19 protein-coding genes are annotated in these 24,499 nt (G+C 58.2%); 12 read left to right on the plus strand and 7 right to left on the minus strand.

All coding sequences use genetic code 11. The annotated features are described in order from the left end of the window. Window positions 1-166 precede the first annotated feature (166 nt). The 10 genes from nuoE (at window position 167) to FHG12_RS01035 (ending at window position 12,106) form a co-directional block, all read left to right on the plus strand. On the plus strand, window positions 167-631 hold the full coding sequence (gene nuoE / locus FHG12_RS00990) for an NADH-quinone oxidoreductase subunit NuoE (RefSeq protein ID WP_139513715.1): 465 nt from the start codon (window positions 167-169) through the stop codon (window positions 629-631). A gap of 18 nt (window positions 632-649) precedes the next feature. Next, window positions 650-1,945, plus strand: a complete 1,296-nt coding sequence (gene nuoF, locus FHG12_RS00995) for an NADH-quinone oxidoreductase subunit NuoF (protein ID WP_139513717.1) — start codon at window positions 650-652, stop codon at window positions 1,943-1,945. Next, complete coding sequence (gene nuoG / locus FHG12_RS01000; protein WP_139513719.1) at window positions 1,927-4,662, plus strand: NADH-quinone oxidoreductase subunit NuoG; 2,736 nt, start codon at window positions 1,927-1,929, stop codon at window positions 4,660-4,662. Before nuoF ends, nuoG begins: the two co-directional genes overlap by 19 nt. Continuing rightward, the gene (gene nuoH / locus FHG12_RS01005) at window positions 4,632-5,591 is read left to right on the plus strand and encodes an NADH-quinone oxidoreductase subunit NuoH (RefSeq protein ID WP_139513721.1); all 960 of its coding nucleotides are present in this window, start codon (window positions 4,632-4,634) and stop codon (window positions 5,589-5,591) included. The genes nuoG and nuoH overlap by 31 nt, the downstream gene beginning before the upstream one ends. 165 nt (window positions 5,592-5,756) lie before the next feature. Beyond that, complete coding sequence (gene nuoI, locus FHG12_RS01010) at window positions 5,757-6,272, plus strand: NADH-quinone oxidoreductase subunit NuoI (protein WP_139513723.1); 516 nt, start codon at window positions 5,757-5,759, stop codon at window positions 6,270-6,272. Window positions 6,273-6,277: 5 nt separating this feature from the next. Beyond that, window positions 6,278-6,808 carry an NADH-quinone oxidoreductase subunit J gene (gene nuoJ, locus FHG12_RS01015; protein ID WP_139513724.1) on the plus strand — a complete coding sequence of 177 codons (531 nt, stop codon included), beginning with the start codon at window positions 6,278-6,280 and terminating at the stop codon, window positions 6,806-6,808. Window positions 6,809-6,819: 11 nt separating this feature from the next. Continuing rightward, window positions 6,820-7,113, plus strand: a complete 294-nt coding sequence (gene nuoK / locus FHG12_RS01020) for an NADH-quinone oxidoreductase subunit NuoK (protein ID WP_230471243.1) — start codon at window positions 6,820-6,822, stop codon at window positions 7,111-7,113. Window positions 7,114-7,117: 4 nt separating this feature from the next. Further along, the gene (nuoL, locus tag FHG12_RS01025) at window positions 7,118-9,010 is read left to right on the plus strand and encodes an NADH-quinone oxidoreductase subunit L (RefSeq protein ID WP_139513729.1); all 1,893 of its coding nucleotides are present in this window, start codon (window positions 7,118-7,120) and stop codon (window positions 9,008-9,010) included. Then, window positions 9,007-10,563, plus strand: coding sequence for an NADH-quinone oxidoreductase subunit M (gene nuoM / locus FHG12_RS01030; protein WP_139513731.1), 1,557 nt, complete (start codon window positions 9,007-9,009; stop codon window positions 10,561-10,563). Before nuoL ends, nuoM begins: the two co-directional genes overlap by 4 nt. A gap of 10 nt (window positions 10,564-10,573) precedes the next feature. Then, entirely contained in the window at window positions 10,574-12,106 is a 1,533-nt protein-coding gene (locus tag FHG12_RS01035) for an NADH-quinone oxidoreductase subunit N (RefSeq protein ID WP_139513733.1), read from the plus strand. A gap of 66 nt (window positions 12,107-12,172) precedes the next feature. Here the strand turns inward: FHG12_RS01035 and FHG12_RS01040 are convergent, their stop codons facing one another. The 7 genes from FHG12_RS01040 to fabG all read right to left on the minus strand — a co-directional run bounded on the left by FHG12_RS01040 (window position 12,173) and on the right by fabG (window position 22,402). Continuing rightward, complete coding sequence (locus FHG12_RS01040; protein ID WP_139513735.1) at window positions 12,173-14,671, minus strand: TonB-dependent receptor; 2,499 nt, start codon at window positions 14,669-14,671, stop codon at window positions 12,173-12,175. 130 nt (window positions 14,672-14,801) lie between these two features. Next, window positions 14,802-16,238 (minus strand): hypothetical protein, encoded by a 1,437-nt coding sequence (locus tag FHG12_RS01045; RefSeq protein WP_139513737.1) that lies wholly within the window; start codon window positions 16,236-16,238, stop codon window positions 14,802-14,804. 126 nt (window positions 16,239-16,364) lie between these two features. Then, entirely contained in the window at window positions 16,365-17,330 is a 966-nt protein-coding gene (locus tag FHG12_RS01050; protein ID WP_139513738.1) for an alpha/beta fold hydrolase, read from the minus strand. Continuing rightward, window positions 17,327-18,829, minus strand: a complete 1,503-nt coding sequence (locus tag FHG12_RS01055; RefSeq protein ID WP_139513740.1) for an acyl-CoA synthetase — start codon at window positions 18,827-18,829, stop codon at window positions 17,327-17,329. The genes FHG12_RS01050 and FHG12_RS01055 overlap by 4 nt, the downstream gene beginning before the upstream one ends. Before the next feature lie 77 nt (window positions 18,830-18,906). Then, window positions 18,907-20,484: a sodium:solute symporter family transporter gene (locus FHG12_RS01060; protein ID WP_139513742.1), complete on the minus strand. Its 1,578-nt coding sequence runs from the start codon at window positions 20,482-20,484 to the stop codon at window positions 18,907-18,909. A gap of 177 nt (window positions 20,485-20,661) precedes the next feature. After that, window positions 20,662-21,654, minus strand: a complete 993-nt coding sequence (locus FHG12_RS01065) for a 3-oxoacyl-ACP synthase III family protein (protein ID WP_139513744.1) — start codon at window positions 21,652-21,654, stop codon at window positions 20,662-20,664. A gap of 4 nt (window positions 21,655-21,658) precedes the next feature. Continuing rightward, a complete protein-coding gene (gene fabG, locus FHG12_RS01070) occupies window positions 21,659-22,402 on the minus strand; it encodes a 3-oxoacyl-ACP reductase FabG (protein WP_139513746.1) in 744 nt (247 codons plus the stop codon). Window positions 22,403-22,750: 348 nt separating this feature from the next. Here fabG and FHG12_RS01075 point away from each other — a divergent pair, with 348 nt between their 5' ends. Both FHG12_RS01075 and FHG12_RS01080 read left to right on the plus strand, forming a co-directional pair. Further along, window positions 22,751-23,587, plus strand: a complete 837-nt coding sequence (locus FHG12_RS01075; protein WP_139513748.1) for an alpha/beta fold hydrolase — start codon at window positions 22,751-22,753, stop codon at window positions 23,585-23,587. Between the two features lie 62 nt (window positions 23,588-23,649). Beyond that, window positions 23,650-24,420 (plus strand): 3-hydroxybutyrate dehydrogenase, encoded by a 771-nt coding sequence (locus FHG12_RS01080; protein ID WP_139513749.1) that lies wholly within the window; start codon window positions 23,650-23,652, stop codon window positions 24,418-24,420. Window positions 24,421-24,499: the final 79 nt, after the last annotated feature.

Consider the following 24,499-nt stretch of genomic DNA (forward strand, 5'->3'; position numbering starts at 1 on the left):
CGATCGCCGTCAGCACGATGGGTGTTTGGCCTGTTGGGGCGGATGTTCAGGCGTCAACCGGTCGGACCGCTAAGGCGGTCGGACCGGGAATACGGCTTCTGACACATAGTATATAAGTATTTGACTATCAATAACTTATAAACCATAGCATCAGCCATCATTCGCCATGCTTACCGCCGAGGAAATCCTGCAAATTGAGCACGAAATCAGCCTCGTTCCCAAGAGAAAAGCCGCCTGTATTGAGGCACTGAAAATCGTGCAGCACAACCGCGGCTGGATCTCCGACGAGAGCCTGAAAGACGTGGCCGGGATTGTGGACATGTCGCCCGCTGAGCTCGACAGCGTGGCGACGTTTTACAACCTGATTTTCCGGCGGCCGGTCGGGCGGCACGTGATTTTGCTCTGCGACAGCATCAGCTGCTGGGTGATGGGCTACGAAGAAATCCGCGATTATCTCTTTACCAACTTAGGCATCCAATACGGCCAAACCACTGAGGATGGGCGCTTTACCCTCCTGCCCAACGCCTGCCTCGGCACCTGCGACTGTGCCCCGGCCCTGATGATTGGCAACGACCTGTACCGCAATTTGACGGTGGACCAACTCGACGAGATTTTGAGCAAGTACAGCTAACCCTAAAGCGGGCTCCCCATGGAAACGCCCCTTACCCAGCACATTGTCGCGGGCCGCAAACCCCTCAGCCTCAAAGAGTATGAGCAAGTAGGCGGCTACCAGTCGGTGCGAAAGGTGCTGAAGGAAATGACGCCGACCGAGGTGCAGAACCTGGTGAAAGACTCGAACCTGAAAGGGCGCGGCGGCGCCGGGTTTGGTACGGGCCTGAAGTGGAGTTTCGTGCCGATGGGCCCCGATGCGGCGATGCCCAAGTACCTGGTAGCCAACGCCGACGAGATGGAGCCCGGCACCTTCAAAGACCGGCTCCTGCTGGAAGGCAACCCGCACCAGCTTCTCGAAGGGATGATTGTGGCGGCGTATGCCATTCAGGCCAACATTTCCTACGTGTTCCTGCGCTGGGCCTATAAGCTTGCCGCTCAAGAGATTACCAAAGCCATTCAGGAGGCGTACGACGCGGGCTATCTGGGCAAAGACATTCTGGGTTCGGGCTACAACCTGGAAATGTACCTGCACACTGGCGTGGGCCGCTACATGTGCGGCGAAGAAACCGCTTTGCTGAATGCGCTGGAAGGCAAGCGGGCGCACCCGCGCGCCAAGCCGCCTTTTCCGCAGGTGAGCGGCTTGTTTGGCAAACCCACCATCGTCAACAACGTCGAAACGCTGTGCAATCTGCCACACATCGTCAACAACGGCGTGGAGTGGTATAAAGGCCTGAGCAAGAGCGCCGACACGGGCACCAAGCTCTACGGCGTGAGTGGCCGCGTCAAGACGCCTGGCTGCTGGGAGCTGCCCATAGGCGTCACGATTCGGGAGCTGCTGGAAGACTACGCGGGCGGCATGCAGGACGGCTACCTGTTCAAAGGCGTGCTGCCGGGCGGCGCCTCCACTGACTTCCTGGTGGAGCAGCACCTCGACACACCCATGGATTACGCCTCGATTCAGGCGGCGGGCAGCCGCCTGGGCACGGGCACGATGATTATTCTCGATGACCAAACCTGTCCGGTGGGCTTCGTGCACAACCTCCAGCACTTTTTTGCCCAGGAATCGTGCGGCTTCTGCACGCCGTGCCGCGAAGGGCTGCCGTGGGTGGAAAGGCTCCTGCTCGCCATCGACCAGGGCCGCGGCCACCCCGAAGACATCCAAGCCCTGGAGTTTCACACCAAATACCTCGGCCCCGGCAACACCTTCTGCGCGCTCGCGCCCGGGGCCATGGAACCGCTCCAAAGTGCCCTGAAATACTTCAGGGAGGATTTTGAACGACACATCTACGAGCATCACTGTCCCTGGAGCAAGGTATGGCAACCATCTATATAGAGAACAAGCCTTACGAGGTGAGCGCGGGCAAAAACCTGCTGGAAGTCTGCCTCGCGCTGGGCTTCGACCTGCCCTACTTTTGCTGGCACCCCGCCATGGGCTCGGTGGGGGCCTGCCGGCAGTGCGCCGTGAAGATTTTCAAGGACGAGAGCGACACCCGGGGCAAGCTGTTCATGTCGTGCATGGAATCGGTACGCGACGGGCTGCGCCTGTCCATTTCGGACGCGGAAGCCAAGGAATTCCGCGCCCACGTCATCGGCTGGCTCATGACCAATCACCCCCACGATTGCGCCGTCTGCGACGAGGGCGGCTCCTGCCACCTCCAGGACATGACCGTGATGACCGGCCACAACTACCGCCAGTATCGGTTCGACAAGCGCACTTACCGCAACCAGTACCTCGGGCCGTTTCTGAACCACGAAATGAACCGCTGCATCCAGTGTTTTCGGTGCGTGCGCTTCTATAAAGACTATGCCGGCGGCAAAGACCTGGACGTGTTTGCCGCCCACAACCACCTCTACTTTGGCCGCAGCGAAGACGGCGTGCTGGAAAGCGAGTTCAGCGGCAACCTCGCCGAAGTGTGCCCCACCGGCGTCTTCACCGACAAAACCCTCAAGCAGCACTACACCCGCAAATGGGACCTCACGATGGCCCCGTCGGTGTGCCACCATTGCAGTCTGGGCTGCAACATCACGGCCGGCGAGCGCTACGGCTCGCTGCGCAACATCACCAACCGCTACAACGGCGAGGTCAACGGCTATTTCCTCTGCGATCGGGGCCGCTTCGGGTATGAGTTTGTGAACAGCGCCAACCGAATTCGCAAACCCTTGCTACGCAATCAGTTACCGGAAGCCACGGATAAACAGACCGCGCTACAGGCCACGGCCGCCGCCATCAAGCAAGGCCGCGTGATCGGGATCGGTTCGCCGCGGGCTTCTCTGGAATCGAATTTTGCCCTGAAAACGCTGGTCGGCGAAGACAACTTCCACGACGGCGTGTCGGATGCCGAGCACGATCTAATCTGTCTCGCCCTGCGCATTCTGCGCGAAGGCCCGGCCCGCAGCACTTCGCTGCGAGAAGTGGAGCAAGCCGACGCCGTATTCATCCTCGGCGAAGACCTGACCAACACGGCCCCCATGCTGGCGCTGGCCGTGCGGCAGTCGGTGCGCCAACAGCCTATTGCCGAGGAAGTTCCGAAAGCCAAATTTCCGGTGTGGCAGGATGCGGCCGTGCGTGAGCTACTGCAAAACGAGCGCGGCCCGCTCTTCAGCGCGACGCTCGACCACACCAAGCTCGACGAAATCGCCACCCAAACCTACTTCGCCTCCCCCGACGACATCGCCCGCCTGGGCTTCGCCGTGGCCCACCTCATTTACCCCGATGCCGCCGAAGTGGGAGGCCTGCCGCAGGAGCTGCAAACGCTGGCCCAACAGATCGCCGATGCCCTGATGGCCGCCAAAAAGCCGCTGGTCATTTCGGGTACTTCCAGCGGCAGCGAAGCCATGCTGAACGCCGCCGCCAACATTGCAGCGGCTTTGGTGGCCCGCGAAAAAGCGGCCGGCATCGTGCTCACGCTGCCCGAATGCAATAGCCTGGGCCTGACCATGTTGGGCGGCCACCGCCTCGAATCGGCGTTCGATGCTATCGGGAACGGCCACGCCGATACGGCGATTATTCTGGAAAACGACCTGTTCCGCCGCGCGCCGGAGGCGACCGTCACCCGTTTTCTGGCCACCTGCAAACAAGTCATCGTGCTCGATCACCTGCACAACCCGACCACCGAAAAAGCCAACATCCTGCTGCCCGCCGGCACGTTTTCCGAAGCCGATGGCACGCTCATCAACAACGAAGGCCGCGCCCAACGCTTTTATCAGGTATATCCCACGCCCGAGGATATTCAGGAAAGTTGGCGCTGGCTGATGGAGTTGGGCAATGCATTGTCGCACAAGCAGATAGCTCATTGGCGGGCATTTGATGATGTGCTGCGGGCCATCACTACCGCACAGCCCGAACTAGCTGGTATTGAGGAGATTACCCCACATGCTGATTTCCGCATTGCGGGGCAAAGAATCCCCCGCGAGCCGCACCGCTACAGCGGCCGCACCGCCATGCGCGCCAACCTCAACGTGAGCGAGCCCAAGCCGCCGGAAGATCCTGATTCGGCCATGTCTTACACCATGGAAGGCTACCGCGGCGAGCCGCCCGCTTCCATGATCCCGTTTTTCTGGGCGCCGGGCTGGAACTCCATTCAGTCGACCAACAAGTACCAGCAGGAAATCGGAGGGCACCTGCACGGCGGCGACCCCGGCGTGCGCCTGATCGAGCCGGCCGCCCAAGCCGCCGAGGCGTTTTTCGCCAGCGCGCCCGAGGAGTTCCAACCGCTGGCCGGGCATCTGCTCCTGCTGCCGGTGCACCATACTTTCGGCTCGGAAGAGCTGAGCATGCACGCGCCCGGCATCCACGAGCGCGCCCCGTCGCCCTACGTGGTGCTCAATGCCGATGATGCGCTGGCTATGAAACTCGCCGTGGGCGAGCCGCTGGAGTTCAACGTCAGCGGCCAGGCCTACCGGCTGCCGGTCCGGATTAGCCCCGATTTCCCGAGCGGCACGGCCGGTTTGCCGGTCGGTTTGCCGGGCGTTCCTTATGCCGAATTACCTGCCTGGGCCATCTTAAACAGCGATTTACAATGGAAACAGCAAGCCCAAGTTACCTACTGATTGTCGGCGGGGTGCTGTTCGCGGTGCTCAACGTAGCCGCCGGACTGATCTGGATGGAACGCCGCATGCTGGCGCTCTGGCAGGACCGCTACGGCCCGAACCGCGCGGGGCCATTTGGCCTGTTTATCGTGCTCGTGGACACGATCAAGCTGTTTTTCAAGGAAGACTGGATTCCGCCCTTTGCCGACAAGCCCGTGTTTGTGCTGGCGCCTGCCATCGTGGTGGTGTCGGTGCTGATGGGCTTTGTAATCATCCCGTTTGCCCCCGGCGTGGTGGTCGCCGACCTCAACATCGGGCTGCTGTTTTTCCTGGCTATGTCGTCGATGGGTGCCTACAGCATCATCCTGGGCGGCTGGGCCTCTGACAACAAATACGCCCTGCTGGGCGCCATGCGCGGCGCAGCGCAAATGATTTCCTATGAAGTGTTTATGGGTCTCGCGTTGATGGGCGTGGTGCTGCTCAGCGGCTCGTTCAACCTGCGCGAAATCGTGGAAGCCCAGCGCGGCATGTGGTACGTGATCCCGCAATTCGTGGGTTTTGTCATCTTCCTGATTGCCGGCGTCGCCGAAACCCACCGCCTGCCCTTCGACATCCCGGAGGCAGAAAGCGAGCTGATCGCGGGCTTTCACTCCGAGTATTCGGGCATGAAGTTCGGCATGTTCTTCATCGGCGAATACATGGGCATCACCCTGATTTCCTGCCTCGTCGTGACGCTGTATTTCGGCGGCTGGCTCGGCCCGGCGTTCCTGCCCCCGATGGTGTGGTTCGTGCTCAAAACTTTCGTGTTTATCAGCCTATTCATCCTGCTTCGGGCCTCCATGCCTCGCCCCCGTTACGACCAGCTCATGGAATACGGCTGGAAAATCCTGCTCCCCCTCACGCTGCTGAACCTGATGGTGACGGCAGCTATTGTTTTGATTAACAAATAGTTACTAAACAACACACTTGTCATCCTGAGCAGAGCGAAGGACCTTATCACGCCTGAACAGCAGGCGTCAGCAACGGTGATAGGGTCCTTCGCTCTGCTCAGGATGACAGACGTGAGTGAAGTTACTCTTGCCTATTCTCTAACCTCACCTCAAAGCCCCGCGACCATGTTCAGTCTTCTGCGCAGTATGTGGCTTACGTTTCTGCATGCGTTTCACAAGCGCGAAACCATCCAGTACCCCGAAGAGAAAGCGCCGCTTTCGACGCGGTGGCGGGGCCGCATCGTGCTCACGCGCGACCCCGATATGGGCGAACGCTGCGTGGGCTGCTACCTCTGCGCGGCCGCCTGCCCCGTCGATTGCATCTCGCTGCAAGCCACTCAGGATGAGACCGGTAGGCGCTACCCGGAGTTTTTCCGCATCAACTTTTCGCGCTGCATTTTCTGCGGCTTCTGCGAAGAAGCCTGCCCCACTTACGCCATCCAGCTCATCCCCGACTTCGAGATGGGCGAGTACAACCGTCAGAATCTGGTGTACGAGAAAAAGGACCTGCTCATCAACGGACAGGGCAAGTACCCCGGCTACAACTACTACCGCGTCGCCGGCATGGCCATCGGTGGCAAAGACAAAGGCGAAGCCGAGAACGAACGCGAGCCCATCGACATCAAAAGCTTAATCCCCTGACTATCATGGAATTAACTTTCTACGTTGCGGCGGCCGTGGCAGTAGCGGCTACCCTGCTGGTAATTACCTGCTACAACCTGATCCACGCGCTGCTCTACCTGGTGGTGTCGTTTCTGGCGATCTCGGTGGTGTTTTTCACGCTCGGGGCGCCGTTTATGGCCGCCCTGGAAATCATCATTTACGCGGGCGCCATCGTGGTGCTGATCATCTTCGTGATCATGATGCTGAACCTCACTTACGAGGACGTGCAGCACGAAAAACAATGGCTAACGCCCGGCGTCTGGGTCGGGCCGGCGATTCTTTGCCTGGTGCTCTTTGGCGAGCTGATCTACATCGTAACCACCGACAACACAGCCGCTTCCGCCGTGCGGGCCGTCGATGCCAAAGCCGTGGGCCTGTCGCTGTACGGGCCCTACGTGCTGGGCGTCGAGCTGAGCGGCATGCTGCTGATGGCCGGCATTGTGGGCGCGTATCATCTGGGCCGGCAGAAGAAAAAAGTTATTCACCGCTTTTTGGAACAGGAGGCCGCCGCATGAACCCCGTCTCGATGGAATCCGGGTTGCTGCTGGCCGGCATCCTGTTTATGCTCGGGCTGATCAGCGTCCTGATTCGCCGCAACATCATCTTCATGCTCATCTCCGTGGAGATCATGCTCAACGCCGCGGGCCTGGCGTTTATCGTGGCCGGCTCGCATTGGGCCCAGCCCGATGGGCAGGTCATGTTCATCTTCATCCTGACCATGGCCGCTGCAGAAGTGTCTGTCGGACTGGCACTTATCCTCCAGATCTATCACCGCCTCAAAACCCTCGACAGCGATGCTGCCAATCTAATGAGAGGATAACGCTATGGCACACTACCTGTGGTTGATTCTCGCCTTCCCGTTCGCCGGCGCAATTGTGCTCCTCCTGGCCGGGCCGCGCCTGTCGCGGGCCGTCGCCGCTGTCATTGGCGCCGGCAGCATCGGGCTTTCGGCCGTGGCGGCGATTGCCGTGGCCCTGGAATTCAGCACGGCCCGGCCCAACCCGACCTTCTACCATCAGGTGCTCTGGAACTGGTTTGACGTGGCCGGCTTTAGTCCGTCCATTGCCCTTCATCTGGATGCACTTTCGCTGGTATTTGTGCTGGTTATCACCTTCGTGGGCTTTCTCATCCACCTCTACTCCACCGAGTTTATGGCTGATGATGAGGACTTTAGCCGCTTTTTCGCTTGCATGAACCTGTTTGTGGGCGCCATGCTGGTGTTGGTGCTCGCCGACAACCTGCTGCTGCTATACCTAGGCTGGGAAGGCGTGGGCCTGTGCAGCAACCTGCTCATCGGGTTCTGGTACAAAAACCCCGCAAACGGCTACGCGGCCCGCAAAGCCTTCATCGTCACGCGCGTCGGCGACACGGCCATGATGATCGGGCTGTTTATGCTGTTTCAGCAGTTCGGCACGCTGCACATTCAGCAAATCGCGGAGCAGGCCGCGCAGGTGTGGCCCGTGGGCTCGCCCGTGGCGCTGACGGTGGCGCTGTTGCTGCTGGGCGGCGCGGTGGGCAAATCGGCGCAGCTGCCGCTGCAAACGTGGCTGCCCGATGCCATGGCCGGTCCGTCGCCGGTGTCGGCGCTGATTCACGCGGCCACGATGGTCACGGCGGGCGTCTACCTGATTACGCGCATGCACGTTGTGTTTGAGCTGGCCCCGGTGGCACAGGCCACGGTGGCCGTTATCGGGGCGCTTACCCTGCTGATTGCCGGCTGTAGCGCCCTCACTCAGAACGACTTAAAGCGCGTGCTGGCTTACTCCACCATCAGCCAGATTGGGTACATGTTTCTGGCATTGGGCTTGGGGGCGTGGTCGGCAGGCATCTTCCATTTCATGATTCATGCCTTCTTCAAAGCGCTGCTGTTTCTGGGCGCCGGGGTCGTCATTCAGGCCCTGCACCACGAGCACGACATGACGCGCATGGGCGGACTGCGCCACAAGATGCCCGTCGTGTTCTGGACCTTCCTGATCGGTTCGGCGTCACTGGCCGCTTTGCCCTTGGTGACCGCAGGCTTCTACAGCAAAGACCAGATTTTGTGGCTGAGTTTCGCCGGCGAGCGCGGCAGCTTGGGTCTTTACGCAGCGGCGCTGGTGGGCGCGTTTATCACGTCGGTGTACACGTTTCGGATGGTGTTCATCACCTTTTTCGGCGAAAGCAAAACGCCCATCGTCCATTATCCCGGCTCCCGGATGACGCTGCCGCTGGTGGTGCTGGCCGTGCTTTCGCTGGTGGGCGGCTTTATCGAGCTGCCGCACAACCTGGCCCAGTTCACGCTGTTTTCCAACTTCTTGCGTCCGGTTTTGCCCGATGTTGTGGTCAAGCCCAACTACGATGAGCTGGAGTGGATTATGCAGCTGGTAGCGGCGGCGGTTTCGCTGAGCGGCATCTACGTGGCCTATGTATTCTACTTGAAAAGCCCAGCGCTGGTGCAAAGCCTGGAGCGCTCCGGTCCGGCGATGGCGCTGCACCGGTTCTGGCACGCGGGCTGGGGTTTTGATGCGCTCTACGATGCGCTGCTGGTGCGGCCCTACGTGTTTCTGGCCAACCTCAACCGCCGCGACGTCATCGATCGGTTCTACACCCTGCTCACCGACCTCGCCCAGTCGCTGCACGGACTACTGGCCCAGACGCAAAACGGCGTATTACGCAACTACTTAACAGGCATTGCGTTAGGCGCGGCGGCTATTCTCACCCTAAGTATTCTGCTATGATACTGGTCTGGCTGATTGTGGTGTTGATGGTAGGAGGGCTGCTGGCATGGCTCTCACAGCGGTGGAGCGAGCGCCTGCCCCGCTGGATCGCCCTCGCGGTGGTCCTGATCGACTTTATCCTGACGCTCTGGATGTGGGGCGACAACCTGGGCATGGCGGATGCCAATTCGCCGTGGTTGATCCGGCTGGAGCGGCCCTGGATTCCGCAATTCGGTGTGAGTCTGAGCTTTGCCCTCGACGGTCTGAGCTTGCTGATGCTATTGCTTACCTTTTTCCTGGGGCTGCTGGCCGTACTGATTTCCTGGCGCGAAATCACGAGCCGGGTGGGCTTTTTCCACTTCAACCTGCTTTGGGTGCTGGCGGGCATCACCGGCGTGTTCCTCACCATGGACTTGTTTCTGTTTTACTTTTTCTGGGAGGTCATGCTGATCCCGATGTACTTCCTGATCGGCATTTGGGGGCACGCCAACCGCAACTACGCAGCCTATAAATTTTTCCTGTTTACACAGGCCAGCGGGCTGCTTATGTTGCTGGCTATCTTGGGTTTATACTTCCTGCACGGCAACGCAACGGGCATCTATACGTTCGGCTATTTCGGCCTTCTCGATACGCCCATGACCATTCAGGCCGAACGCTTGGTGATGTTCGGGTTTCTGGCTGCTTTCCTGGTGAAGCTGCCCGTGGTGCCGTTCCATTCGTGGCTCCCCGACGCCCACTCCGAAGCGCCCACGGCCGGCAGCGTGATTTTGGCGGGGCTGCTGCTGAAAACCGGGGCGTATGGGCTGCTGCGGTTTGTATTACCGCTGTTTCCGATTGCTGCCCAGGAGTTTGCGCCCTGGGGCATGCTGCTGGGTGTGGTGGGCATTCTGTACGGGGCCATGCTGGCCTACTCCCAAACCGACCTCAAGCGGCTGGTGGCCTACACCAGCGTCAGCCACATGGGGTTTGTGGTGCTGGGCGTGTTTGCGTTCAATGCGTGGGCGCTGCAAGGCGTTGTGATGCAGATGATTACGCACGGCCTGAGCACCGGCGCGCTGTTTATTATCTCGGGCTTTCTCTACCAACGCCTCCACACCCGCGACATCAACCGCATGGGCGGCTTCTGGGCGCCGGCCCCCCGCATGGGCGTTATTGCGCTGGTGTTCGTGATGGCTTCGCTGGGCTTGCCGGGCCTGGGCAACTTCATTGCGGAATTTCTGACGCTGGTTGGGGCGTGGCAGGCCAACCCCACCCTAACGGTGCTGGCCGCCTGCGGTCTGGTGCTGGCCACGGCCTATTCGCTGTGGCTGATGCAGCGGGTATTTCTGGGTCCGGTGCAGCCCAGCATCCTTCTACCCGACCTGAACCCGCGCGAAATGCTGATTGCCGTGCCCCTGGTGCTGCTGATTTTGTGGCTGGGCCTCAACCCGCAGCCCATCCTGAACACCGCCCAACCCGCTATCAATCAGCAGCTAAAGGCTTACCAGGCGCCGCCCACCGCCCCGCAAGTGGCGGGGCAGCAAGCCACACTGCCCGTTGCCTCCGCCGACTCCCTCGCCCTTCGCAAACTATAAGCAGCTGATTATGAGCCAGAACGATTTCTTCCATCTGCTGCCGCTGCTCATCCTGACTTTGGCCACGCTGGTGATCATGCTCATCATCGCCGTGCGGCGGAACCACCGGATTATTTACGGGGTGACGGTGCTGGCGCTGGCCGGTGCTTTCGCTTCGCTGTTCTGGCTCCGCTCGGTTACCCATTACCTCATCCGGCCGCTGTTCGTGATCGATGGCTTTGCCTTGCTGTACTTGGGGCTGATTTTGCTTACTGCGTTGGTAATCAGCGTGTTGTCCTATACTTACTTTGAGCAGCGGGAAGAGCGAAAAGAAGAGTATTATATCTTATTGATATTGAGCACGTTAGGCGCGTGCGTATTGGTGATTAGCCAACATTTTGTGGGCTTGTTCTTGGGGCTGGAAATTCTGAGCGTGTCGCTCTATGGCCTGATCGCTTACCTACGCACCCGCGAGCGCTCCGACGAAGCCGGCGTGAAGTACCTGATTCTGGCGGCGTTCTCCTCGGCGTTCCTGCTGTTCGGCATGGCGCTGGTGTACGCCAGCACCGGCACGATGGCGTTTGCGGGCCTTGCGGAGTTCTTGGCAAACGTGCCGAAACTGCCGGTTTTGCTGCTAACGGGCCTCGGCATGATGATTATTGGCGTTGGCTTTAAGCTGGGCGTTGTGCCGTTTCATATGTGGACGCCCGACGTGTACGAAGGGGCGCCCGCGCCGGTCACGGCGTTCATTGCCACCGTGTCGAAGGGCGGCATGCTGGGCCTGCTGATTCGGTTTTTTATGCAGGCCGACGGCTACCGTTACCCAGCTTTGGTGCTGATTTTCACCGTAATCGCCATTGCTTCCATGTTTGCCGGCAACCTGCTGGCTCTGCGTCAACAAAACGTCAAGCGCATTCTGGCTTACTCATCCATTGCGCACCTGGGCTACCTGCTGGTGGCCTTTCTGGCCGGCGACCAACTGGGCGTGGAAGCGGTCACGTTTTACCTGGCGGCTTACTTCATCACCAGCGTGGGCGCGTTCGGCGTCATTGTCGTTCTCTCTGATTCTGAGCGCGATGCGGAGCTGCTCTCCGACTACCGCGGCTTGCTCTGGCGTCGCCCCTGGATTGCGGCCATCTTTACGGCGATGCTGCTTTCGCTGGCTGGCATTCCGCTCACGGCGGGTTTTGTGGGCAAATTCTACGTGCTGGCGGCCGGCATCAACAGTCAGCTTTGGCTGCCAGTCGTAATCTTGGTCGTCAACAGCGTAATCGGCCTGTATTACTACATCCAGATCATCGCCGTCATGTTTCAGCAGCCCGAAACGGAAACCGCGAGTGAGCCGCAGCCCATCTTGGCCCACCCCGTTTACCTGACCAGCATGGGCACGATGGTAGGTCTGGCCCTGCTCCTGATTCTGCTTGGCGTGTACCCCACGGGCTTGGTGCAGATCATCAGAGGAACTTTGGGTACTTCTGCCACCATAAGTGCCCATCAAAAACCGCGCGCGGACAAACCGCCGTATTATCAAAAACTTGCCGCGGAGAGCGTTAAACCCAAGTAATCCAAACGCACAAAAGAGGCCATGACGGTGCGTCATGGCCTCTTTTTGTATGCTCAGCAACGAAGATTACTGCTTGTGAATGGCAGGCAAGTTCACTTTCAGTTCCACCGAATACAGGCGGCCGATGAACGGCGAGGCGACAAATTCGCGCACCTTCGAATCGAACAGGTTGACGACCTGCGCCGAAGCCGTGAGGTAGCTGTTGACGTGGTAACCCGCGCTCACGTCTACGTTGGTGAAGCCGCCGAGCGGGCCGTAGTTCCAGGTGCGGCCGTAGCGAGCGTTTTCCTTGATGCCCAGCTCCGTGTTGGCCGCCGCGGCAACGTTGATGCCCGAAAAGAAATCATACTCCTGCACCCAGCGCGTAAACACCGACCCGAAGAACTTCTTGCCGCTGTAATTCACGGCGAAGCTGGCTTTGTTCGACGGGGTGTTGATGGGTAAGTCGATCTGAGTCTGCACTTTACCATCCTTGTTGCCGTCGTTGCGCTTGTCGTTCTTATCAAGATCGTAACCGAAATAAGAGTAGTTCAGCACTAAGTTGAAAGCGTTGGTCAGGTAATACGTCGCCCCAAAGTCGGCGCCGTAGGTGTTTACCTTGCCAAAGTTCACGTAGGTCAGCAACGTGGCAGCGCCTGATTCGGGCGTGCCGGGTACCACCTCCGAAAGGGGCGTATTGCCGCGCTGGGTCACTTTTCGGCCTTGGGTAGCGATGTTGATGGCCGGGCTCAGGAAGTTTTCGGAGGTGTTGTAGTACGCGTTGGCGTCGAAGTAAAACTTAGGCGTGATTTTGCCTTTGTAGCCCACTTCCACCGAGTTAATGGTTTCGACTTGCAGCTTGTCGATCTTGGTGCCGTCGCTGAGCGTGTAGCCTTCGCCGTTGCCAATCAGCAGACCCCCAAACAGATAGCCGTCGAGGTTAAGAATGGTGGGCGCCGCAATGCCTTTGCCGTAAGTCAGGCGCACCGACTGCTCGTTTTTGTTCCACACCAACCCGGCTTTCGGAATGAAGTTGAAGCCGTACAGCTCGTGCTTGTCGGCGCGGGCCGCTGCAATGGCTTTCACGTCGCCAAAAATTTTCTTTTCAACCTGAGCATACACGCCGATCTGGTTGATAATTATATTGCCTTGACTATCAAACAGATACGAATGACGGCTATTGGCCATATCGCGCTGATACTGCGAGCCCACAATCACGTCAAAGCCCTGCCATGAGTTGTTGTACTGAATCTCGGCGTTGAGGCGGCGTGAGTTGTCTTTAAACACTGCGCCGCGCTTCAGCGCAACACCTGACGTGGTAGTGGTGCCAAACCATTGCTCTTCGTAGGAGCGGCGGCGAGCTTCTTCTTCGCTGAACCCGGCATCCTTGAAGCTCAGGTAGTTCTGCGTGCGCTGGTTGATGGCGTAGGTGTTGTCGGTGTTGCTCCAGGTGTGATAAACCTGGGCAAACACCCGCGGCGACACGTAGCGGGCGTGCAAATAATGCACCTGCCAATCTTTGATCTGGTTGCGGCCCGCATTGGTTTGAGCCAGGAAATTCGACTGGTTGCCGCCGTACGACACAATCACGTCCGACTTCTCATTGAGGCTGTAATACACCGCCGCCTCGCCGTGCAGGGAGTTGAAATTGCGGTTCAGATCAATCTCCGGGGCGGCGTGAAATTTGGCGGGCTTGAAGGCGGTGTTGGTGTAGTAAACCGTGTCTACGTACTTGAAATCCTGGCCTCTCGTGTATTCGCCCGTGACCTTGAATGCCCACTTCGGGCTCAGCACTTGGGCATGCCGAAACCGCGCCGAGAACACGCGCTGGTTGCCCAGGCCCAACGCCACCGTCGTGCCCTGTGAGGTGCGCGGATCTTTGCTGATCGTGTTCACCAAGCCGTTGTGCGCATTGGGGCCATAAAGCGCCGCCGAAGGCCCCAGAATGATTTCGATGCGCTCAATGTCCTCTTTCACCACGCTCGTGAGCGGCCCCAGGGGCAGGCCCGTCGCGATGAGCGTCGAGAGGCGGGCGTCGTTCATTTGCAGGTTTTTGGGGTTGAACGCGCTGTTGAAGCCGCGCACGTTCAGGCCCGTACCCAGCACGCCGGTCCGGATGTAGTCGACGCCTTTTTGCCGGGCAATGAGCTCACCCACGTTGAAAGAGGGCAACTCGTTGATATTGCGCGAGTTAATCACGCTGATGGTAGCCGGAGCCTCGGTCAGCTTTTCGGGCCGCCGCGAAGCCGAAACCACCACTTCACCCGCCATCACGGCGCTTTGCTGCAAGGGGATGGTGCCCAGGTCCACGATGTCGTTGCCGACCGTAACTGTTTGGGCCGGAGCCTGATAGCCGATGAAGGAAAACCGGATGTTGTGGGACCCCGGCGCCAGTCCGGTCAGCTCAAATTCGCCTCCCGAACCGGTGGCCGTGCCGCGGTTGGTGCCCGATAAGATCACGTTTACCCCAGCCAGCGATTCGCCAGTGGCCGCATCGGTAATCCGGCCGCGGATCCCGCCGCTTTGGGCAAGCGCCAGCAGCGTGTTGGTCGCAAAAAGGAGGATTAGTAAAAGTCTGGTAGCCATACAGGTCGGTTTTTGGGAGGGAATGGATGAATCTACAGACACCCCCAACCGAGTGCATTTCCAGCCCTCAAAAAAGAAAGGTGGACTTAACCGGCTCCCGCTACTCAACTTGCATATAAGTATCTATATATCAAGTACTTATATTAACTTCACAAAGCATTGACTTTATTCGTCCGCACAAATGCGGAATGAGCGATTTGACCTCGTTTAGCAAGTCCAGAAGCAGCTTTTCCTTGTGCGGGTTGCCGAAATGGGGCCGGCCGGAGCTCACCATCAACTCCACGAGCTGGTCGTCGCCGATTTCGTTTTCCACGTATTGGCTCAGGTGGTAATACCACTGCAACGTGGGCAGATAATTGGGCCGCGAGCGGTACTGGGCCTCCTTTTGCAGCAGGTGGTGCTTCCGGCAGGCTTTCAGCAGCTTATCGTATTTTTCCTGCATCACCAAGGCCTGAAAGTAGGCCACGAAAAAGATGTGCCAGCGGTCGGCGAGCAGCTCCTTGCAGTTGTCGCGCAGGAAGCTGTCGGCCATTTTTTCGCCGTCGGCGGGCTGCCCGTTCAGGTTCAGGCATTTGATGTAAAAGGCCATAAACCCGATTTTATTCCGCAGGTTGTTGGTGTGCCGCAGCGAAGAAAACGACTGCTTCATCAAGGCCAACGCTTCGTGGATTTTGCCCTGCCGCAACAGGATCGCGCTGTAATTATTGAGGTAAGACAGATGATCGGTATTCTTCTGTTTGATAGACAGATAGCCGTATTCTTCGGCCTGCTGCAACACGTCGAACTTGGAGTGCAGCAACACGCAGTTGGCGTAATAATTAAAGAGAATGCGCCGCGAATAGAAAGCCCCCTGCTTAAGCATTTCGTCGAGGGCATTGTACACCTCCTTGAGCTTGTCGAAGAGCGAGTAGTTGAAGTACAAAAACGTAAGCCGCACCACGGCGAAATAGCGGTTCAGGCCGTCGAGGGTTTCGTCGTAAAACGTATCGAGCAGCCATTGCTCCCACTGGCGGCTTTCGGTGGTGTTCTGGGCGTATTGGCTGATGATGTCTACCGTTGCGTCGTGCAGCTTCTGGTTGATTTCCTTGCTCTTGGCGTAGTTCAGGCGCTGCTGCTCAATGAAGTTGGTTACTGTCTGATGGTCTTTGTAGCGCATCCGAATAAGCAGGAAGTGCCGGTAGCTGAGCGTGAGCTCATAGAACTTCATGAAGTAGAAATCGGGCTTGTGGTAGCGGGCAATGGCCTGCAAAAGCACCTTTTCCTCAACGGGCGAAATGGAATCGGTCATGATCTTCTGATCCATCTCGTTGAGATACACCAGGTGCTTGTCCACGTCGATGCTGTCGAGGCGCTGCCCGATCCATTGTTTCAGGTTGGAATACTTGCGCTTGTCGATGCCAGCACGGAACGCTACGGGCGTGCGCGGATGGTGGCAGTTGTATTCAATCGTTTGCAGGATCTCCAAATTTTGAGCGTCCTGAAACTGCTGCACCTGAATCAGATATGCGATTTCATGCGGCAGAATATCGCCCGCAAAATCCCCGAATTTTCCGAGCTTCTTTTTCATGATACCGGGGTTGGAATAAAGGGCATAATCCTAGTTTGATGCCTTCCCAAGTTAGAAAAAAAGCATAGCCGTTTGGCTATGCTTTTTCCTATTAGCATGAAGATTACAGCCCCGTGTCTAACCTCATTATCTGATAAACTCGCGCACTTTTTGGTTGAACTCCGGCGCTTTTTCATAGTGCGCAAAGTGCCCGGCTTGCGGCAACAATACCTGCTCGGCGTGGGGTAGTTTGCCAACTCCGGCGGCCGCTACCATTGCGGTAGTGAGCGTAGGATGCAGTGCCCGGTTGGGAATCAGAAAATCTTCGGCACCGAACACTACCAGCGTGGGTTGCTGTACCTGGCTGAGCCGGTCGAAAACGGGGCCATCGAGCATGCCGGACATGCTGTTGACCACCGTTTGGGCATACTGCTTAAAATCGTCGCAGGCCATCATGGCCAGGCGCTCCTTGATCCACAGCTCTACGTCGGTTGGCATCGCGTAGAAGTTGTATTTGAAGTTCATGCGCACCTGAGCCTCAGGCGTTTTCTCGATCGACGACACGGTGTAGAAGTTGCGCAACTGCTGCTTTTCCGGCTCGGTAAACGTCTCGAAGCCGGCCGGCGACACCAGCACCAGTTTTCGGACGTCAGCCGGTGACTTCAGGGCCGCGGTCAGGGCAATTTGTCCGCCCATAGAGTGTCCCACCAAGACCACGTTTTTGAGGTGCAGTTGGTGGATGAGTTGGAGCACGACATCCGCATAGAAATCCATGGTGCCGGGGTACGCGCCTTTCGACGATTTGCCATAGCCCGGCAAGTCCAGGGCAATGCACCGCGCCGACTTGCTCAGCTCAGGAATGGTGCGTTCCCAAGCCCGCACGTAGCTCGATAGCCCGTGAATGAAAATGAGCGTATGGGGCCCTTTGCCGGCATCTACATAAGCCACTTCCATCGAGTTGGCGAGGGTCAGGGTGTGTTCAGGCAGCCCGTAGGACCCGATCACCTTGCGCATGGGCACTTCTTCCGTCTGGAAACTCATGGCTTTGTAGCTGGCTAAGAGGACAATGGCAACGGCAAACAGAAATCGGTTGAGGAGCAGGGTCTTTTTCATACGCTTGCTTTCAACACCTTTTTATTGATTTTGCCGGTGTCGCTTTTGGGCAATTCGGCCACCAATTCCACATATTTCGGGACTTTGAACCGGGCCAGATTGGCGCAGCAATAGCTCTGCACGGCCTCTGCCGATACCTCGATGCCTTTGGTCACGATGAAGGCCTTGCCGACCTCTCCCCACTTCTCATCGGGCACCCCAATCACGGCTGCTTCTGACACGCCGGGAAACGTCAGCAGAAAGCGCTCTATCTCAGCCGGGTACACATTTTCGCCGCCGGAGATGTACATGTTCTTGATGCGGTCCATGACGTAGAGGTAGCCTTCAGCGTCGGCCCGAAGCAGGTCGCCGGTACGAAACCAGCCGTTGAGCAGGGCTTTGGCGGTGGCCTCAGGGTCGTTCCAGTAGCCGGGCATTACGTTGGGGCCGCGCAGGCACAACTCCCCTACCTCGCCGGGTGCTACTTCCTGGCCTTCCTCGTCGATGAGCTTGATATCGACATAGAAATTGGGCCGCCCAATGGAGCCGATTTTCTGCTCGGCATCGTCTTGGTGCAGCGAGAAAAGATTGGGGCCAACTTCCGTGAGCCCGAACCCTTGCCGAATCTTGATGCCGCGCCAGTGCCACGCCTGAATCACTGTCAAAGGCAATGCCTCGCCGCCCACAATGATGTAGCGCAGCGCACTCAGATCGGCGGTGGCAAACTCAGGGCTGTCCATCATCATTTTCAGCATGGTCGGCACGCCCATAAAGAGGTCGGTGCGCTCCTGGGCCAGGAGTTGGAGCAGGCGGTCGGGCTGAAATTTCTTCACAAACCCCACCGTGCCGCCCCGATGCAGCAAGGGCGTGAGCAGCACGTTCCAGCCGCCGGTATGGAAAGGCGGCGTGCAGACAATGGTGCTGTCGGCGGGCGTCAGGGCCAGACTCATCGTGGTGTTGAGGCTGTTCCAAAGCAGCATTTTGTGGGTATACAATGCGCCCTTGGGAAAGCCGGTGGTGCCCGAAGTGTAGAGGATGAAAATCGGGTCGTCCTCGGCTATTTCCTGCGCGTCAAAACCTAGCTCGGAATACTGTTCGAGGGCCTCATGGCACAAGTCGTTCAGCCGCTGAAGCGGCCACACCTGCTCGATCTCCGGCAGCCTGCTGAGCTGCAACGCTTTCTCCTGAAACTGCTCTTCGTACAACAGCAAACGAGGCTGGCAATTGCCGACCAGGTAGTCGATTTCTGTCACCGCCAAGCGGTAATTGACGGGCACCAGAATGAAGCCCGTTTTCTGGGCGGCCACGAACAGCGCCACGTATTCCAGCGAGTACTCCGCAATGACCATCACCCGGTCGCCTTTGCGAATGCCTTGGCGCTGAGTTAGTTCGGCGGCCAGGTGGTTGGCCTCATGGTTCAGCTCGGCGTAGGTGAGTGTGCGGCCGGTATCGAGCTCCTTGAGCGCCACTTTCGCCGGAGAGTAAACCGCCCACTTTGCTATCCAATCTTTGGTGTACATAGGACTCAAAGCAGCTTATTTACAAGTTATTGATTATCAAATTTATACATGATCCATGCTTTCCAGCCAACTTACCTTTACGGCATGCGATCATCGGCCAACGCATGCATGGCGGAGGGTGAGCGCCCGGAGTAGACCGGCTCGTTTTGCTTGTTCCTCCGCAGGATAATGAAGAGCACCGACCCCACCAAAGCCGACGACAGAATAGCCAGCGCAGCCGGGACGCCGGGGTTTTTCACCGGGGCGTGCATGTAGGGCGTCAGCTCGGCGTAATACACCGTGAAGTGCACCCCTATCGCCACGATGGAAGCCGCCACCACGGCCATGCGCGGCGCATCTTTGAAAAGAATCCCGAAGAAAACCGGGATGAAAGCCGCGGCGAAATAAGCATACACGCCATTCTGAGCGAATACCGCCACGCTCAGATTAGGATGCGTTATCTGATTGTAAGACAACAAGATAGAAACCACCGCCAGCAGCACAATCACGGAGCGGTTGATGATGATTTCGCGCCGGTGGCCGGTTTGGCCGCTGAAGAACTTCTCGCCGACGGCGGGCCGGATGAGGTCGGCAGTGATGGTAGTGGACAGCGATTGGATCAGGCCTTCGAGCGTCGAAATACCCGAGGCCGCCAAGCCCAAAACCACGAGCAAAGTGAGGTACACGGGAAATTCGCTCAGCACGTAGGCCGGAATAATGGCGTCCATCTTGAGGGCTTGGCCATTTACCATCAGGTTGGGGAAAGCCAGGCGGGCGTACAGGCCCGTGAAAACCACCATAAAAAACAGCGTGAGCACCACCACGGCCGTCAGCAGGTAGCGGTTCACGTCCTTGTCGCTTTTGAGCAGCAGAGATTTGGTGATGGTATGAGGTTGGCACACAATGGCTATGCCCACGATGATCTGGCAGAAGATGATCTCGAAGTAATCGCGGAAAAAGTAGCTCTGCGGGTTGACGGAATGTACCAGCGCCGGATCAATGGCCGACAGTTTCGCCAGAAAACCGTGCACGCCCTCGCTAAAATGCCGGTAGCCGGAACCTAACAACACGACCGCCACCACTAGCTTCAAGCCTACTTGCAACGTGTTGGTATAGACCATCGAGTTGGCTCCGCCAAACATCATGTAGCCAAACACAAACACCACCAGGCCCACCAGCACGTACACCGGCTGCACATCCAGGGCCTGACTTAGCACGCGGGTAATGCCCACGCAAATCAGGACGATGAAGGTGATCAGCAACAGCGACAGCACCGCGAAATACCGCGTCAGGAAAGGGCTTTGGTAGCGCGAACCCATCCATTGTGCCATGGTAAGGGCTTTGACGGTCTGGCCGTGCTTGCGGAAGCCTTTGGTGAGCACAATCAGTGAGACAAAAGCGGCCAGCGGCATCACGATTCCGAACGACAGCACGCCGCTGAGTCCGTAGAGCGCCACGAAGCCGGGGTTGATGATAAACGTGGCCGCGCTGGTCATGGAAGCCGCCAGCGACAACCCCACCGCCACGGGCGAAAAGTTGACGGACCCCACGGCATAATCCGCCATGCTGCCCGTGCGGCGCGCTCCGCGCACAACGAAAAACAACGTCAGCCCGGCATATACCAACAGCAGGATCGCGGTCGCTGTGATGGTCTGAGAAGAGGCTATTCCATTCATGGTGGGTGCGTGGGTCAGGTGAGAACGCTGTAGAGACGCGACACTTCGCGTCTGACGTTGTTTGATTGAACGACTGCTAAATTGGCTGTTCGCCACAAACGACATCAGCAACGACAGACGCGAAGTATCGTCTCCCTAAATCGTTACTATATAAGTTATTAATTATTAGGTACTTACCTAAAATCGAAATGCCGCACCGGCGAAGGCCAGACCGCCACCCGAACCGATCAGAAAGAGCAGGTCGTTTTTCTTGATTTTGCCTTTGCTGACAGCATCGTCGAGCGCCATCGGGATGGCCGCCGAGCCGGTGTAGCCGAAGCGCTCCATAATCACGGGCGCCCGGCAACGATCAACGCCCAACCGATCGAGGGTTTCGTGGATGGCGTTGATGTTGAGTTGGGTCATCACGTAGTGGTCAACCTCGACCGGCGACACGCCGATAGCGAGGGCCATTTCCGTGGCCATCCGGGTCCAGACATCGGGGTTGATTTCTTTCGGGAAGCGCTGCACAAACTTGAGCTTGTGGTCTTTCTTTTCGAGCACTTCCGCCGTGAGCGGCTGGTGCGTGGCCCCGGCATAAATGCCCATCCACGAATGGTATTGCCCTTCGGTGTGCAGGAGGCTGGTCAGAAAGCCCCGCTCGCCGCCCTCGGCCGCCGTAAGCAGCACGGCCCCGGCGCCGTCGGCAAACAGGGTGACGGTTTTTTTATCCTCCAAATCCAGGTACTTGCTCATGGCGTACCCGCCGATAACCAATACCTGCTTGTAGCGCGGGTCGGCCATGATGTATTTGGCTGCCACGTCCAGCGCCGTCACGAAGCCAGCGCAGGCCGAATTCAGGTCGAAGGTGCCTGCCTTGGTTGCGCCCAAGCGATGCTGCAAAATGGACGAAGTCGACGGAGAAATGTATTCGGGAGTGTCGGTGGCAACAATGATGAGGTCCAGCTCATCGGCCTTTACTTCCGCCCTTTCCAGGGCCACCCGCGCTGCCCGCTCGCACAAATCCGCCACGGATTCGGAGTCGCTGCACCACCGCCGGCTCTTGATGCTGAGGTTTTCCTGTAGCCAGGCGTCCACGTCTTCGCCCAGCAGGTTGCTCAGATCGGCGTTGGAAACCACTCTGGATGGGGCGTAGGAGCCGGTGCTGGCGATGAGTGCTTTTCTGGCCATACCCTTAAATCGTAACGGCTCCGTCGACACTCAGCACCGCACCGCTCACGAAACTGGCTTCTTCCGACGCCAGAAACAGGTAAGCATTGGCGATGTCTTCGGGCTTGCCCAGCCGCCGAAGCGGTGTGCGTTCTTTCATCCTATCGATGACTTTTTCGGGGATGGTCCCGATCATTTCCGTGGCCACAAAGCCCGGCGCCACGGCATTGACGGTGATGTTGTACTTACCTAGTTCCTTGGCCAGCGTTTTGGTCAGCCCGATCAGCCCGGCTTTGGTGGCCGCATAATTGGCTTGCCCAAAGTTGCCGTAGAGCCCCACCACCGAGGCCGTATTGATGATGCGCCCCGACTGTTGGGCTTCCATGAAAGGCGCCACGGCTTTGGTGCAATTAAACACGCCGGTCAGGTTCACGTCTAGCACCTGCTGCCATTGCTGCAAGGTCATCTTCTTCAGGGTCGAATCCCACGTGATGCCCGCGTTGTTGATGAGCACGTCGAGGCGCCCAAATTGCTGCTGCGCCGCTTGGGCGGCGGCTTCTACTTGCTCGGCGTTGGTGGTATCGACTATCGCAACTTCGGCCTTGCCACCCTGAGCCTCGATTTCGACGCGGGTGCTTTCGGCCTTTTCCGCATTCACGTCCCAGATGACGACGGTGGCCCCCTCCCCCGCAAACCGAAGGCTGGCGGCCCGGCCAATTCCGCTGGCCCCGCCGGTGATAATCACGACTTTATCTTGAAGTCTTTGCATGGTGGCATTGATAGTCCACCTGAAAGTACCCGGGCCGTTACGGCTCTGCTCAGGCCGAAAAATAAACTGCGGGTGGACTTAAAGCAGACGAAGCAAAGCCCGTATTCACAACTATTTGTATATCAAATACTTATCACAATTAAAACTTCCCTTGACTTTCGCAGCGCAGCCGAATCTGCTTGAGAAAAACGCATCTTCATCTTCCTGGCAACCCGTATTATTATCCCAACCTTCACCGCTAAAAGCAGCTGCTACAGGCCTTCCTGGCCCTAAAATTTGGCCGTGCGCTGGGGTGAATTTTCCGCATACCACTTTCCACCCTAAGTGTTGGTTTTCCACTATTTGCCCATGAAATCCCAGTTTCTGCACACCAACGGCATCCGCCTGCACTACCTCGACTATCCGGGTCCGGAGCCGCCGCTGGTGCTGCTGCACGGCCTCACGGCCAATGCCTATGCCTTTGAGGGCTTAATTCAGGCAGGCTTAACCACGACGCGGCGAATACTTGCCGTTGACTTGCGGGGGCGCGGCCTGAGCGACAAACCGGCTACCGGCTACAGCATGGCCGAACACGCCCAAGACATCATAGGGCTGCTCGATGCACTGCAACTAGACAAAGCGGAGCTAGTGGGGCATTCCTTCGGGGCCTTGCTGAGCCTTTATCTCGCCTACCATTTCCCGGCCCGCGTTGACAAGCTGGTACTGCTCGATGCCGCTGCCCGTCTGCACCCGCAAACCCGCGAGATGCTCGTCCCGACGATGGGCCGGCTGGGCAAAACCACTTCCTCCTTTGCCGAATACTTGGCCCAGGCCCGGCAGGCGCCCTACCTCACCATCTGGGACGAAAGCATGGAAGCCTACTACCAAGCCGATGTTCAGACGAATGCCGATGGCTCCGTAACGCCACGCTCCCGGCCCGAAAACATCGCCGAATGCCTCACGCAAGGCGTATTCGCGGAGCCCTGGACCGAGTACATTCAAGCGGTTCAGCAACCGGCGCTGCTGCTCAACGGCACCCAAAACTACGCCCTCGGTGCACCCCTGCTACCAAGGGAATTTGCGGAGGAAACGGTTGCCATGCTCCCGCACGGCCAATACCGCGAAGTATGGGGCAACCACCAAACGATGCTTTACGGGCAAGGTGCCCAGGAAATAGTGCAGGCCATAACGGAGTTTCTCGCTTAGGCATCGGCACTCAAAATAAGACCTTCATCGCGCGTCTCAAGTGCACGCTCACCAATCTGTTTATGACTAAAACGGCGTTAATAACCGGCAGCACCAGCGGCATCGGATTAGGCATTGCCAAGGCTTTCGCGGCCAAAGGCTACAACATTGTCTTCAACGGGTTGGAGCCCAACGGCGCCGATATCGCCCAGCAAGTGGCGCAGCAGCACGGCGTTAAGCACTTGTTTTCGCCCGCCAACATGATGGACCCCGCCGCCATCCGGACCATGGTAGCAGAGGCGCTGACAACGTTTGGCAGCCTTCAGGTAGTCATCAACAACGCAGGCATTCAGCACGTTGCGCCCGTCGAGGAGTTTCCGGAAGACAAGTGGGATGCCATCATTGCCATCAACCTGACGGCGGCTTTTCACATCACCAAGGCGGCGTGGCCCTCCATGAAGGAGCAGCGCTTCGGGCGCATCATCAACATTGCCTCGGCCCACGGCTTGTTTGCGTCGCCTTTCAAGAGCGCCTATGTGGCTGCTAAACACGGCATTGTGGGCTTTACCAAAACCCTGGCGCTGGAAGGAGCCCCGCTAGGCATTACCGCCAATACCATCTGCCCAGGCTACGTCCGGACGCCGTTGGTGGAGAAGCAAATCGCGGATCAGGCCAAGGCGCACCATCTATCGGAGGAAGAGGTGATTGCGAAAGTCATGCTGGAAAAGCAGGCCATCAAAGACTTCATTCCCATCGAGCTGATTGCTCAAACGGCCTTGTTTCTGGCTTCTGATGAGGCGGCTACAATCACGGGCATCGCAATGCCGCTGGACGGAGGCTGGAGCGCCGCCTAACGCTTAGGCGGCAACATTTCAAGGCTGTCCACACCTACGCTCCCTGCCATAGCCACCAGCAAAGGTCTTATATCCAATG

Source organism: Hymenobacter jejuensis, from assembly GCF_006337165.1.
In the GTDB taxonomy this organism is placed as follows: domain Bacteria; phylum Bacteroidota; class Bacteroidia; order Cytophagales; family Hymenobacteraceae; genus Hymenobacter; species Hymenobacter jejuensis.

Excerpts from the sequence above, each read along its gene's own strand:
- nuoE (WP_139513715.1), top strand. The coding sequence starts at position 167 with ATGCTTACCGCCGAGGAAATCCTGCAAATTGAGCACGAAATCAGCCTC.
- nuoF (WP_139513717.1), top strand. The coding sequence starts at position 650 with ATGGAAACGCCCCTTACCCAGCACATTGTCGCGGGCCGCAAACCCCTC.
- nuoG (WP_139513719.1), top strand. The coding sequence starts at position 1,927 with ATGGCAACCATCTATATAGAGAACAAGCCTTACGAGGTGAGCGCGGGC.
- nuoH (WP_139513721.1), top strand. The coding sequence starts at position 4,632 with ATGGAAACAGCAAGCCCAAGTTACCTACTGATTGTCGGCGGGGTGCTG.
- nuoI (WP_139513723.1), top strand. The coding sequence starts at position 5,757 with ATGTTCAGTCTTCTGCGCAGTATGTGGCTTACGTTTCTGCATGCGTTT.
- nuoJ (WP_139513724.1), top strand. The coding sequence starts at position 6,278 with ATGGAATTAACTTTCTACGTTGCGGCGGCCGTGGCAGTAGCGGCTACC.
- nuoK (WP_230471243.1), top strand. The coding sequence starts at position 6,820 with ATGGAATCCGGGTTGCTGCTGGCCGGCATCCTGTTTATGCTCGGGCTG.
- nuoL (WP_139513729.1), top strand. The coding sequence starts at position 7,118 with ATGGCACACTACCTGTGGTTGATTCTCGCCTTCCCGTTCGCCGGCGCA.
- nuoM (WP_139513731.1), top strand. The coding sequence starts at position 9,007 with ATGATACTGGTCTGGCTGATTGTGGTGTTGATGGTAGGAGGGCTGCTG.
- FHG12_RS01035 (WP_139513733.1), top strand. The coding sequence starts at position 10,574 with ATGAGCCAGAACGATTTCTTCCATCTGCTGCCGCTGCTCATCCTGACT.
- FHG12_RS01040 (WP_139513735.1), bottom strand. The coding sequence starts at position 14,671 with ATGGCTACCAGACTTTTACTAATCCTCCTTTTTGCGACCAACACGCTG.
- FHG12_RS01045 (WP_139513737.1), bottom strand. The coding sequence starts at position 16,238 with ATGAAAAAGAAGCTCGGAAAATTCGGGGATTTTGCGGGCGATATTCTG.
- FHG12_RS01050 (WP_139513738.1), bottom strand. The coding sequence starts at position 17,330 with ATGAAAAAGACCCTGCTCCTCAACCGATTTCTGTTTGCCGTTGCCATT.
- FHG12_RS01055 (WP_139513740.1), bottom strand. The coding sequence starts at position 18,829 with ATGTACACCAAAGATTGGATAGCAAAGTGGGCGGTTTACTCTCCGGCG.
- FHG12_RS01060 (WP_139513742.1), bottom strand. The coding sequence starts at position 20,484 with ATGAATGGAATAGCCTCTTCTCAGACCATCACAGCGACCGCGATCCTG.
- FHG12_RS01065 (WP_139513744.1), bottom strand. The coding sequence starts at position 21,654 with ATGGCCAGAAAAGCACTCATCGCCAGCACCGGCTCCTACGCCCCATCC.
- fabG (WP_139513746.1), bottom strand. The coding sequence starts at position 22,402 with ATGCAAAGACTTCAAGATAAAGTCGTGATTATCACCGGCGGGGCCAGC.
- FHG12_RS01075 (WP_139513748.1), top strand. The coding sequence starts at position 22,751 with ATGAAATCCCAGTTTCTGCACACCAACGGCATCCGCCTGCACTACCTC.
- FHG12_RS01080 (WP_139513749.1), top strand. The coding sequence starts at position 23,650 with ATGACTAAAACGGCGTTAATAACCGGCAGCACCAGCGGCATCGGATTA.